This is a genomic window from Arcicella sp. (assembly GCF_964672035.1).
Genome location: NZ_CBABQS010000105.1, coordinates 1 through 12,664, shown reverse-complemented (window position 1 = coordinate 12,664; position 12,664 = coordinate 1). Strand labels below are relative to the sequence as shown.

The 12,664-nt window shown below is 37.2% G+C and carries 14 protein-coding genes and 1 tRNA gene; 7 read left to right on the top strand and 8 right to left on the bottom strand.

Annotated features, from left to right (window positions below; translation table 11 throughout):
- The 3 genes from AC1W31_RS18930 to AC1W31_RS18920 all read right to left on the bottom strand — a co-directional run.
- On the bottom strand, window positions 1–839 hold an 839-nt coding region (locus AC1W31_RS18930; protein WP_481736058.1), incomplete at its 3' end, for an argininosuccinate synthase domain-containing protein.
- A gap of 65 nt (window positions 840–904) precedes the next feature.
- The gene (locus AC1W31_RS18925) at window positions 905–1,462 is read right to left on the bottom strand and encodes a hypothetical protein (protein ID WP_481736057.1); all 558 of its coding nucleotides are present in this window, start codon (window positions 1,460–1,462) and stop codon (window positions 905–907) included.
- 551 nt (window positions 1,463–2,013) lie between these two features.
- Window positions 2,014–2,745 (bottom strand): GNAT family N-acetyltransferase, encoded by a 732-nt coding sequence (locus AC1W31_RS18920; RefSeq protein WP_481736056.1) that lies wholly within the window; start codon window positions 2,743–2,745, stop codon window positions 2,014–2,016.
- Between the two features lie 561 nt (window positions 2,746–3,306).
- Between AC1W31_RS18920 and aat the strand changes: the two genes are divergently transcribed.
- From aat to AC1W31_RS18905, 3 genes are all read left to right on the top strand, one after another.
- Window positions 3,307–3,936 (top strand): leucyl/phenylalanyl-tRNA--protein transferase, encoded by a 630-nt coding sequence (gene aat, locus AC1W31_RS18915; protein ID WP_481736055.1) that lies wholly within the window; start codon window positions 3,307–3,309, stop codon window positions 3,934–3,936.
- 99 nt (window positions 3,937–4,035) lie between these two features.
- Window positions 4,036–5,070: a glutamate 5-kinase gene (gene proB / locus AC1W31_RS18910; RefSeq protein ID WP_481736054.1), complete on the top strand. Its 1,035-nt coding sequence runs from the start codon at window positions 4,036–4,038 to the stop codon at window positions 5,068–5,070.
- Between the two features lie 69 nt (window positions 5,071–5,139).
- Window positions 5,140–6,111: a hypothetical protein gene (locus AC1W31_RS18905; protein WP_481736053.1), complete on the top strand. Its 972-nt coding sequence runs from the start codon at window positions 5,140–5,142 to the stop codon at window positions 6,109–6,111.
- Window positions 6,112–6,146: 35 nt separating this feature from the next.
- On the opposite strand, the gene AC1W31_RS18900 is transcribed toward AC1W31_RS18905, so the two are convergent.
- Window positions 6,147–6,584, bottom strand: a complete 438-nt coding sequence (locus AC1W31_RS18900; RefSeq protein WP_481736052.1) for a GNAT family N-acetyltransferase — start codon at window positions 6,582–6,584, stop codon at window positions 6,147–6,149.
- A gap of 11 nt (window positions 6,585–6,595) precedes the next feature.
- Window positions 6,596–6,892, bottom strand: a complete 297-nt coding sequence (locus AC1W31_RS18895) for a hypothetical protein (RefSeq protein ID WP_481736051.1) — start codon at window positions 6,890–6,892, stop codon at window positions 6,596–6,598.
- A gap of 168 nt (window positions 6,893–7,060) precedes the next feature.
- Here AC1W31_RS18895 and AC1W31_RS18890 point away from each other — a divergent pair, with 168 nt between their 5' ends.
- The 3 genes from AC1W31_RS18890 (at window position 7,061) to AC1W31_RS18880 (ending at window position 10,798) form a co-directional block, all read left to right on the top strand.
- Window positions 7,061–7,561, top strand: coding sequence for a thioredoxin family protein (locus tag AC1W31_RS18890; RefSeq protein WP_481736050.1), 501 nt, complete (start codon window positions 7,061–7,063; stop codon window positions 7,559–7,561).
- Window positions 7,562–7,755: 194 nt separating this feature from the next.
- On the top strand, window positions 7,756–10,182 hold the full coding sequence (gene pheT / locus AC1W31_RS18885; RefSeq protein ID WP_481736049.1) for a phenylalanine--tRNA ligase subunit beta: 2,427 nt from the start codon (window positions 7,756–7,758) through the stop codon (window positions 10,180–10,182).
- A 169-nt stretch (window positions 10,183–10,351) separates the two neighbouring features.
- Window positions 10,352–10,798: a thioredoxin family protein gene (locus AC1W31_RS18880; protein ID WP_481736048.1), complete on the top strand. Its 447-nt coding sequence runs from the start codon at window positions 10,352–10,354 to the stop codon at window positions 10,796–10,798.
- Window positions 10,799–11,057: 259 nt separating this feature from the next.
- Here the strand turns inward: AC1W31_RS18880 and AC1W31_RS18875 are convergent, their stop codons facing one another.
- On the bottom strand, window positions 11,058–11,303 hold the full coding sequence (locus AC1W31_RS18875; protein ID WP_481736047.1) for a hypothetical protein: 246 nt from the start codon (window positions 11,301–11,303) through the stop codon (window positions 11,058–11,060).
- Window positions 11,304–11,696: 393 nt separating this feature from the next.
- Window positions 11,697–12,101 (bottom strand): hypothetical protein, encoded by a 405-nt coding sequence (locus AC1W31_RS18870; protein ID WP_481736046.1) that lies wholly within the window; start codon window positions 12,099–12,101, stop codon window positions 11,697–11,699.
- A gap of 139 nt (window positions 12,102–12,240) precedes the next feature.
- Here AC1W31_RS18870 and AC1W31_RS18865 point away from each other — a divergent pair.
- Window positions 12,241–12,314: transfer RNA gene (locus tag AC1W31_RS18865), tRNA-Ile, on the top strand.
- A 96-nt stretch (window positions 12,315–12,410) separates the two neighbouring features.
- Here the strand turns inward: AC1W31_RS18865 and AC1W31_RS18860 are convergent.
- On the bottom strand, window positions 12,411–12,664 hold a 254-nt coding region (locus AC1W31_RS18860), incomplete at its 5' end, for a hypothetical protein (protein ID WP_481736045.1).

The window sequence follows — 12,664 nt, the reverse complement described above, 5'->3', positions numbered from 1 at the left end:
GCTTTGATAATCAACAAAGGAGCAGCGGCTTCAAAACCAACCCGACCTTTGATGCCAATTATGGTATCGCCCACGTGAATATCACGTCCAACGCCATAAGCACCTGCAATGTCCGACAACTTACGAATGGCAGCAACGGGCGAAGAGATTTCTCCATTAATGCCCACTAATTGCCCTTTTTCAAAATGCAATTTCACCGTTTCTTCACCCGTCTTGGTTACTTGTGTTGGCCAAGCCGATTCTGGCAAATATCCGTTGGAAGTCAAGGTTTCTTTTCCGCCAACCGATGTTCCCCAAAGTCCTTTATTGATAGAATACGTTGATTTTGTCCAGTCACGCACTACGCCTTTGGCTTTCAGATAATCAATTTCAGCTTCACGAGATAATTTCATGTCACGAATGGGCGTAATGACCTTACAATCTGGCACCATAATCTGGAAAACCACATCAAAACGCACTTGGTCGTTGCCCGCACCCGTACTACCGTGCGCAATGGCTTTTGCACCTAATTTATTGGCGTATTCTGCTACCGCCGTTGCCTGAAAAACACGCTCTGCTGATACTGAAAGCGGATAAGTATTGTTTTTCAAGACATTACCATAGACCATATATCGGATACAATCGTTGTAATATTTCTCGACAACATCCAAGGCTACGTGGCTCGTAACGCCCAAACCGTAGGCTTTTTGCTCAATGTCTTTAAGTTCATCGGGCGTGAAACCACCCGTATCCACAAGGGCAGAATGGACTTCATAACCACAATCATCGGTTAGATATTTTACACAAAAGGAGGTATCAAGCCCTCCCGAAAATGCTAAGATTACTTTTGGTTTACTCATTTTTTATATAAATGTTGTGTACTTTTTTGTTTTGGATTTTAGATTTTTATGGTTTGGTTTTAATACTAAGGAGCAAGATATTTTCTTTTTCCTTTCTCGAATAAGTCAATAAATTCTGACCAAAAGGTTTCCCAAGAAGATGATTCCCATTCATCACAAAATAGTCTTTTAGGTTGGTTATCAAAAAATTGCTTAACTTCTTCTGCCACTTTCAAAATTTCTTTTGCGTATGTTTTTCTGTCAATTTTAAGATTTATATCCTTGAAATAAATAACGTCTTTGGTATTTACGCTAATCTGTTTATAAATATTTTTTAAGGTTACCGTATCATCCTCATATATTAAATCCCAATCAATACAAATCGGGCAACTTAACATTAGTAATTGTCCACAATATAATATTTTCTCACAATACCTTCCTTCTTCATGATTATATGGCTCCATACTTCTTAATAAGCTAAAAACTGATGTAGAAATTGTCCAATCCAATTCATCTTTTTCTCCAACTATAACTTGGTTATCTATGATGATTTCAAACTCTCCATGAGAACATAAATCGGTATGACTTAAATCTTCTGGGTCAAGCCAATTTTGGTTTAGTATTTTTATAGAAAAGATTGCCATTCGATTTCCTTGGATAGTAACCCTCTCCGTCCCGTGGTTGTGTGTCCTCACCGACCACTTGTGCATGAACAAACGCCAAATATTTTTATTTATAATTTATTGATAATCAGATACTTGTGTTGCTTGTCTGAACTTGGATTCGTTGGATTAGCGGATTTTTGGGATTATGCTCATAAAATCCTTTTAATCCATTAATCGGATGAATCCTAATTCAGATAATATTGAGTTTCAAATTCATTCCTCATAAGCTAACAGATTGCTTCACGATGTTCGCAATGACAAAGCCGTAAATCCTTCCGATTATTGATAGAACACTAACAAAGGCAGAAAAATTTTCCACAAAATCCCAGAGGGATGAAATATTGGTAGAAAAAAATAGAATAAACATACCTCAAAAGCCCCAGAGGGGCGAAATGTACTGCAATGACCGACTTTCAACATTTCGCTCCGATAGAGCTTATTTGCGAACATTTCATTATTCTACCAACATGATGCCCCGCTGGGGCTAAAATATTCGCATTGTAAATACACAACAGAGAAGAGAAAGGCATCTACACCACCTGTCTCTTCGTCTTCCGCACCTGCATCCGCAAAAACATCTTTTCCTTAATAGATTTCAATCTTTCCAAGACTTTTACGTCCTTCATAAAATTCCATTCTACGTGTTCGGCTTCTTTTTCTTTTTGTGCTTCTGCTTCACGTTTTGCCTTATTTTTCTCCCATTCAGGGTCGAAAATCATGCCTGTACATAAGCAATGCTTGCGGTCAGTACGGGTCAATACGTCATAATTTACGCATGATTTGCAACCATTCCAGAAGGCATCATTTACGGGCAATTCCGAGAAAGTTGTTGGTTCGTAGCCCAATTCAGAGTTAATTTTCATCACCGCCAACGAAGTCGTGATTCCAATGATTTTGGCATCGGGATAATTCGTTCTTGACAGTTCAAAAGCTCTCATTTTCACGGCTTTGGCAATGCCATATTTTCGCCATTCGGGCTTTACGATAAGGCCAGAATTTGCCACAAATTTGCCGTGTTCCCACGTTTCTACGTAGCAAAAACCGATGAATTCACCTTTGTCATCAAGGGCAATGATAGCTTTGCCTTCTTGCATTTTTACACGCAGATATTCGGGCGAACGCTTGGCGATTCCCGTGCCACGTGCTTTGGCGGATTCCTCCATTTCAAAGCAAATTGCTTCGGCAAGAGGTAAATGTTCAGTCGTAGCGACTTGAACGGTATAATTTTCGATAAGATTTTCAGAGATTAATAACTTTGCCACTGTTGAAATTTTGCTAAAAATGTTTTTGGTGATGATGGTAGATGATAAATCGCTACGACTTAACGAGTTAAGCCTTAGAATATTAACAAATACACGAAAACGTCTTGAGAAATGTCTGCCACGTGGGCAAACGAACAGGATTAGGGTATCAGACCCTACGGAAGAATGTACACCTAAAAACAGGTGCGGGAATGTATGAATAAGATATGAATTTTACTTCGTATGGCATTTTCTGAGATAGATTTTCGACCTTGAAATCTTTGAAATCGAACAATCATGCAAAGTTTAATAAAACAAAATGAGAGATGCAATGTTTTTTTTCAATTTTTTAAGATATGAGCATTGTGTAATGGGTTTTGAGATGATTGCTTAATCACTTCACTTTATCAAAACGTATATACTTAACCTATTAAAAATCAACAAATTAACGATTTCTATCTGTAATAAAATTTGGAATTTAGCATTTTTTTCCTTAAAATTGGTTAATATTTAAAAATGAATTTAAACCTACGAAAGTCGATTGCTATAACGCAAATTTCGAATTGATAATTATTAAAAACAATGTCTGTTTCTCCAAAAATAAATACAAATAAACTAACTGCCGACGACCTTGTTTATGGGTATATGAATGGCATTTTTCCGATGGCAGATACCGATGGGACACTTTATTGGTATTCGCCCGACCCTCGTGCGGTCATTCCGATTGACACTTACAAAACGCCAAAATCGCTTCGTCCAATTATCCATAAAAAAATATTTGAAGTAAGAATAAATTATAATTTTGAAGGTGTTATGCGAAGTTGTGCCGCCGCTCGAAAAGGCGATGCTGAAACTTGGATTTCCGAAGAAATTATTGAAGCATATAGTGAGTTGCATAAATCTGGTTTGGCATATTCGGTCGAAACGTATATGGATAATCGGATGGTTGGTGGGCTTTATGGAGTATCAATTGGGGGAGCATTTTTTGGAGAATCCATGTTTTATCAAGTACCCGATGCTTCTAAGGTTGCTTTTCATTATTTGATGAAAATTTTAACGCATCAAGGCTATGAACTACTTGATACTCAATTTATTAACGATAATGTAAAACGTTTTGGTGCCATAGAAATTCCGAGAGGAGAATACGTAAAACTACTTAAAATGTCGCTGGAAAAATGTTGCTTTTTTACAGACGAGGCTTTGATAGATTGAGGCAAAAAAATGGAACACCGATGAGAGTCGCTCGGATTTTTGGAGCGGTGTTGGATTGTTTGTATTTTTGCTGGATAATATTCAATCAATCAGATAAAAATGTCTAAACCAATCATTGTTATAAAGTTCGGTACAGCTTCAATTACGCATAAAACAGGCGAACTTAACGAGGAAATTCTGCAAGAAATTGCCCGTCAAATATCCATTCTTCATACTGATTTTCAAATAGTTATGGTTTCTTCGGGAGCGGTTGGAGCGGGTCGTGGATTTATCAAAAATTATAAAGGAACAATCTTTGAACGTAAGGCAGCAGCGGCCATCGGCAATCCTCTTTTGCTGGCAAAATATACCCACTACTTTTCAAAATACGGCATTACAGTGGCTCAAAGTCTCTGCGAAAGACATCACTTTTCCAATCGAAATCAGTTTTTGCAACTCAAAGAAACGTATCAAGAACTTTGGAAAAATGACATCATTCCTATTGCCAATGAAAACGACGTAGTGAGCAATTTAGAACTAAAATTTTCGGATAACGATGAACTTGCTACCTTAATTGCCACCGGTTTTGGGGCGGAAACATTGCTTCTATGCACCTCGGTCGGTGGACTTTTGGATGCGAATAAAAATATCATTCCTCACATCGAAAAAGTGGATTCTGAGGTGTTGGGTTTAGCCAATGACGATAAGTCTTCGTTAGGTTTAGGCGGTATGATTTCAAAATTAACCTACACGCAACTTGCCACACGGATGGGTACCCGTGTAGTTATTTTTGGCATGAAAATCCAAGATGGAATATTACAAGCCATTGATAACCAAAATGGTACAGTATTCGCTCCGCAAGAAGTAGCCTTGAATGCACGACGAAAATGGTTGGCTTCGGGAAGTATAATTGCTGGAAAAGTACAGGTAGATTCGGGGGCAGTTGTGGCTTTGGAAAATCGTAAAAGTTTGTTGGCAGTTGGTATCAAAAAGGTGATTGGGAATTTTGAAAAAGGAGAAGTTTTTGAGATCTTGGACGAAAAGAAAAACGTCGTTGCTATTGCCAGGGCCAGAGAAAATTCGGAGGTAATTTCTATCAATTTAAAAACCCAAAATTTTGAAGTAGCAAATGCGGATGAAATTGTGGTGCTTTAATATTTTGTTTGAAATAATTACTATTTTTAACCCATAAAAATCATTGGGACTTCAAATGCTCCAGCAATTATGAAAAATATTTTTGCCCTTACCATCATAAGCCTCCTAATTTTCGCATGCAAAGGTCCAACACCCGAGCCTGGTTCTGAACAAATCCTCAAACCCGATGGAAAATTGGAAATTAAATATACCGATCCTCGCTTAGAAACCAGTCCAACGATTGTTCTTTCCAATAATGATGTTTTGGCCATTTCTTATAATATCAAGAAAAGTGCCGATGGAAGTCGTCCCGTAAAAATGGCGGTTTATATCACGGAAAACCCCGAAATGAAAGGCATTTTACTGTTAGATAACATTCAATTGAAAGCTGTTGATGAACAGACAAAAAGTTTAGAAATCAGTTTGCCCGCTGTTGGAACAAATATTTATCGCATTTTTTACGTGGATATTACGGATAACAAAGGTACATTTTCTCGAAAAATCCTCAATTTAACGCCCACAGGAACTGAACAAATTACCGCTTGGGCGAATGTAAATTTGGGTATTCAAGGTAGTATTTTCAACCCAAGATTTTCCTCCGCAACAGGCGATGTTTATGCTACTTGTGACTTAGATTCTAATATCAATTTTGTGGATATTACTTATGCAGCAATTGGTTCTCCTTCTCTCAAACCCACTTTTTCATCAAATCCTCGGCGAGGTGCTTTGGGTTTACTGACCACGGCAAGTGACAAAATTTGTGCAAATGTTAACGCATCGGGAGGTACGACAACTTTCTTTGCTCCTATCAACGTACCCATCGAATTTGGCACGGTCAATGACCTTTTCTTGAAGAGTTTATCCATTCCAAATACTACGCAAGATTTAGCCATTGAAGTTGGAAAAATTTATATGTTTCAAAATACTCGCAACACAAAAGACGGGAAATCAGTCGTTCGAAAGGGTGTAATTAAGATAAATGCTATTAATAATGTCATCACTTCAACTGGTCAGGCGATAGCTTCGGGGGTGGTAAATTTCGATGTAAAAGTACAACGGTAACAGGCTTTTTTGTTAACAGTAAAATACGTGGGCTACTACCAACTTTTCTTCATCTTAAAATGCGGAATCACACCAAATAGTAAATAAGAATCTCCAATAATTTCGTAATCAATTGATAAATAGAACTTTACCGCATTTTCACGGGCATCAAGAATAATTTCATTGATGCCTTTTTGTTGCGCTACATTTTCTAAATAATGCATCAACAATTTCCCAACTCCCCTCCCCTGTACCTCTGGCGAAACAGCTACGCAACGTACTTGCCCTTGCGTAGGCGAATTTGTTTGCATACGTGCCACCCCAATAATTTTATTGGTTTCATCATCAACTACCATCGCATGGTCGGCTTGGTCTTCGTCTGTCAAAACTTCGCTGCCTTTCAATTGTCCCCACGGTTCACGCAAAACCTTGAAACGGAGGTCATAATACTGTTCCCATTCTGATTGGGTTGTTGGAATTTTAATGGTTAGCATTTTTATGATATTTACTTTTTAATTACCCCAAAACAATTACTTTTTGTATTGCCCGTAAATTGCAAGTTTCCTTGTAACGTAATATTCTTCAGGGTAATATCTTGCCCAACCGTAAGGGTATGACCTTGATTGATTTTTACATATTCCGAAGATAATGGTTTTCTGCCAACCGACCACACATCTTGATTATTCAAATTGCCATTTCCAATTATTTCTGCGAAATCTGAAAATAAAGAAACGGTCTTGAAATTTTGGAATAAAAGGGTGTCAGTAGTAGTTTTTGTCGTTCCAAAACCTACCACTGACATAATTTTCGACCATAAAATTTGGGGAATTCATAACCAATATACTCATCAAAATATTCAATTTAATAAATTAACTCAAAATCTGGCAAGATTCTTGACTAACCTTAAAGATTATTAATCAGCATAGTAATCTAACAAACTCTTGCGTTAATTCATCAATTAAAAGTACACATGAAAAGACTAACATTATTAGCGTTCGTAATCCTGATTTCGATGGCTGCTATTTCAAGTTGTAAAACTGCCCAACAACCGCAAATCGATACGCAAAAGGAGGACGAAGGGGTAGCAGTTGAAGAACCTCAAACTTCTCCTGACCAAGGAATTTCCTTTTTTGAAGGCAGTTTACAAGAGGGCTTAGAGAAAGCAAAATCTGAGAATAAACTGCTCTTCGTGGATTGCTACACTACTTGGTGTGGCCCGTGCAAAATACTGAAACAATATACTTTCAATGATTCCAATTTAGGCGATTATATGAAAGATAATTATGTTTCTTTGGCCATTGACATGGAAACTACCGAAGGACAAATTTTAGCGAAAAAATACGGCATTGAGGCTTATCCAACTTTATTATTTTTGGATAAATACGGACGAGTTATCAATCATCAAGTAGGTGGAATTGGGGCGGAAGCTCTTTTAGCAAAAGCCGAACAAACCGTTCGCAAAAAAATGTAGTATATTAGTAAATGGTCTAACCATACAGTAGCCCTTGCCTTTTGCAAGGGCTTTTTTTAGGCAATAATTCGTCAGGTTTGCCAATTTAAGAATTGAAGAATCTTTAAAATTAACGAATCTACTTTCTTCATTCCTTCCCAATCCCATTTTTATCGTAACTTTGCATCATAGAAATCATTCACTCATTAGATTACATGAAAATATCCCTAAATTGGCTTAAACAATTTGTAGAAATAACTGAATCCGCTCAGGAATTAGATGAACTCCTTACAGGTACGGGTTTGGAAGTAGAATCAATCGAACGCCACGAGGCGATTTTGGGTGGTTTACAAGGTTTTGTGGTGGGCGAAGTGCTTACTTGCGAACGTTTTGAGGTAAAAGAAAAACAACTAAGTTTAACCACGGTAGATATCGGTACGGGTACGCCTTCGCAGGTAATTTGCGGCGCTTCAAACGTGGCAACGGGACAAAAAGTTATCGTGGCAACCGTTGGAACAACCCTTTACGACCATGCCAAAGGCGAACCAATTTTTCAGATTACGAGCAAAAAAACCTACGGACATTTGTCGGAAGGAATGATCTGTGCGGAGGATGAATTGGGTTTGGGAACATCGCACGATGGAATTTTGGTCTTAAATACCGATTTGCCCAACGGAACACCAGCGGCGCAATATTTTAATTTAGAGGCCGATTTATTAATCGAAATCGGACTGACTCCCAACCGTGCCGATGCGGCTTCACATTGGGGTGTGGCTCGTGATATAAAGGCAAAAACTGGGCGTGAAATCACGATGCCTTCGATTGAAAATTTCAAAGTAGAAAACAATAATTTTCCGATAGAATTAGTCGTTGAAAATCCAATTGATTGCCCACGTTTTTGTGGTCTTACGATTGATGGCATTGAAGTAAAAGAATCTCCCGAATGGCTACGTAAATCATTGGAAACTATCGGATTACGTTCTATTAATAACATCGTCGATATTACCAATTACATCTGTCATGGACTCGGCCAACCGATGCACGCTTATGATTGGCACGCCATCAAAGGGCAAAAAATTGTCGTAAAAACCCTTCCCGCAGGAACAAAATTTACGACTTTAGATGAAGTAGAACGCACTTTGGGCGAAACAGATTTGATAATTTGTGATACTGAAGAAGCTCTTGGAATTGCGGGTATTTTTGGCGGAATGAAATCGGGAATTAAGCCAGAAACCAATCGTGTTTATTTAGAAGTTGCCTATTTCGACCCTGCTTCGGTACGTAAAACGGCTCAACGTCATGGCTTAAAGACGGATGCTTCGTTCCGTTTTGAACGTGGCACCGACCCAAATGCAAAATTATTTGCCTTGAAATATGCCGCATTATTAATTCAAGAATTCGCAGGTGGCGTAGTTTCTTCGGAAATTACGGATTTTTATCCAACGCCGATTGAAGATTTTAAAGTACAAGTTTCTTACAAAAATATTGACCGTCTGATTGGCAAAAAATTAGATAAATCCCTCATTCACGACATTTTAGATAAATTAGAAATTGGCATTTTCAGTAATATAGAAGACGGTTTTGAAGCACTTGTGCCAGCTTATCGGGTGGACGTAACCCGTGAGGCGGATGTAATTGAAGAAATTTTACGGATTTACGGTTTCAATAATATTGAATTATCGGAAACACTTGGTACAGATTTTCTTTCAAGTTTTCCAGCCAAAGACCGTGAGAATTTGCAGTTGAAATTGACGCAAATTTTGGCGGCCAATGGTTTTAACGAAATCATTACTAATTCATTGACAAAACCTGCTTATGCGGAGTTAATCAAAGGTGATTTGCCGAATGAAAATGTTGAAATTTTGAATAAACTTTCGGAAGACTTAGGCGTCATGCGCCAGACGATGTTATTTTCAGGATTGGAAGTTTTGGCGTACAATATCAACCGTCGTCAGAAAGATTTACGTGTATTTGATTTCGGAAAAACGTACCATAAAATCAACGATAAATACGTCGAAAAACGTCATTTAGCCATTTTTATTACTGGAAATTCAGAAACTGAAACTTGGCAAATGAGATCGCAAAAAGTAGCTTTTCACACACTTGTAAGTGCAGTAAATAAAGTTTTGGGAAGTCTGGGCGTTAAGAATTTCGACAGTAAACCAATCGAAAACTCCGCAACTTTTGAATACGGTTTGAGTTATTTAGTGAACAAAAAAGAAGTGGTAAAATTGGGTTTAGTAAAACCAAACGTAGCCAAAAAAGCGGAGGTGAAACAACACGTTTTCTTTGCGGATATTGATTGGGATTATTTATTCAAACAATACAACGATAAAGCTGTTTTCATGGAATTACCAAAATTCCCAGAAGTTCGCCGTGACCTTTCGTTGGTAATTGACAAAACCGTAAGTTTCGACCAAATTCAGAAATTGGCCCGTAATTATGAGAAAAATCTTTTGAAACAAATAAATGTTTTTGACGTATATCAAGGCGATAATTTGGGCGAAGGCAAAAAGTCATATTCAGTAAGTTTCATGCTTCAAGACTACGAACAAACGCTAACGGATAAAGTTATTGATAAAACAATGGAGAAGTTGATGGGAGCGTTTGAGAAAGAAATTGGTGCGGTGATTCGGAAGTAGGTTTGTGCATTATTTACGAAGATATTCTTGAAATAAGTAACCCGTCTGTCATTTAAAATAACAAAATGACACGTTTGTGATATCACCATTCTAAATCTAATTTTTTTAGCAATTATTAAACTAAAATACTGTATCTTAACGTTGTAACTAAAATTTAAAATTCAAAAAAATGTTAAAATCAAAAATCTTTACTGCTTTACTTATTGCCTTGTCAATCAGCGTATTTGCAGGAAATAAGCCCGCTAAAAATGACGGAGCAACAGGAATTCAATTCTTCAAAGGCACATTCAAAGAAGCCTTAGCGAAAGCCAAAAAAGAAAATAAAATGGTGATGATGGATTGCTACACCACGTGGTGCGGTCCTTGCAAAATGTTGAAATCGCAAGTATTTGTGGATAAGACTTTGGGCGATTACATGAACGAAAAATATGTATGCGTAGCGATGGATTACGAAAATGGCGAAGGCCCAGCCGTAGCTCAACAATATCCAGTGGACGGTTATCCAACTTTATATTTCTTAGATGCTTCTGGAAAAGTAAAGAAGACTTTTGTAGGCGTTCCAAATGCAAATCCAGCAGGAGCAATTTTAAGCATGGCTAAGAAATTTGGCAAATAGAATTAGTGAATAATTGATAGAGAATAATTAGTAGTCATTCGAAATCTAAAAAGAAAAAGGACGTCTAAATGCTTGTCTATTAAGCCTTCAGAAGTCCTTTCTTTTTTAAACTATTCTATATTAATTTTTCTGATTCTAATGATTTTGGGGGTACTGTTTTAATCCGTTTTTGATGAGGCAATCAACAGATTTTCTAACCAACAATCGGAATAAACAAATCTATTTAAGTTTGCTCAAGTGCTATTTTTTTTATTCTTGGTTACTTTTTGGCAAAATGGCAAAAAATATACCCAATCGCCAAAGCTCTAATCGTTAGTTGTGCTGAGGATAAATTACCATGAAAATACGTTCCTACTACACTAAAACGACCTAAATGATTGACTCTATCTAACCATTTTTGTTGGTTATCGCAAAAACATGCTGTAATATTATCCAAAGATGTCCCTCGAAGGTACAACATGATACCTTCTCGATAATCTTCAACTTTACCACTCCAATCAGGCATAATAAGACTGGGTGAGTCGCATAAATCTGTCCTAAAAGGGTTATTCGACGATAAGGCAATGACATTTTTTTAGAATATCTAATATCGTAAAATTGATAGCTTTTAGATAAATCAGCTCCAAATAGTGATTTGTACTTTTCGTCAAGACCATCAAGCCATTGACCAAAACAAACAGGATCTTTTACCGTCTCTAAATACTTTAATTCTCAGATTGATAATCGAATAATGTTTGTCCCTTTTGATGTTTTTGCTTTTTTTCTTTACTTGCAGTTCGTTTCCGAACTTTTGGTTCTGATTCTATCACTTGCTTGATTTTATTGTTTCGCAAAACAAAGATCAGCCAAGTTTTTTGATTACTCCCAAAACATTAGTATCAGAAAAATTAATTATCAACTAATCTCTTGTTCCTTTTCTACCTCTCATTCGGTCTTTTGCTTCGTCTTTAAGGTCACGATATTTCGAATATTGGTCAGCCGAAAGAATTGTTTTCATTTTTTCGTCCTGAGACATTACCAAATCTCGCATATCTTTCATGGCAGCACGTTTGTCAGATGCATCTCTCATAGCATCACGTTTTTGATTTAATTCGAACAATAAAGGTTTAATTTGAGCCGTTTGGTCGTTACTCAATGTTAGGGCTTTTGTTAAGCGTTGCAACTGATTAGAAGCTCTTTGTTCGGGCGTTTGTCCTTGTTGAGCAACTGACTGAAAACCAGCATCTTGGGCATTTACTACATTAAAGTTTACTGTGTATATAGAAGCAAAAATGCTCAATGCTAAAACTAATTTCTTGTTCATTGTTTTAAGATTAATTGTGAATATTTGTTGGTTAGATGTGTTAAAAAAGTAAAGGTTTAACGCAAAAAGTAAAAACATATTTTGTAAAAATGCTTTTAAAGCCCTAATTTTGCAATACAAAGAGATTAAACGCTTTGTAGGGCCTATAGCTCATTCGGTTAGAGCAACTGACTCATAATCAGTAGGTGCTTGGTTCGATTCCAAGTGGGCCCACATTATAACTACCTAACAATAAAGCACTTAGATAAATTAAGATCTACGTGCTTTTTTCATTCTCGCCCTTTAGCTCGCCCGTGAGTTGGTTTTAAGCTAAAATAAGAACGGTAAATCTGTTAAAACTCGGTTGAACATTGCTAAATGCCCTGCAACATTCGGGTGAATTCCATCTCCAAAATATAAACTTGATATGTAGCTTGCCGTTGGGTCACCGCCTGTACTGGTTGCAATATCAAACTTCGCTCCGACGATTGCCCCCGTCTGCTTACAAACTGCATCTATACTATTATTAACCGCAATATGCTCGTTTCCAGCTCCGTAAGTTCCACGATTAGGGATATGATTAC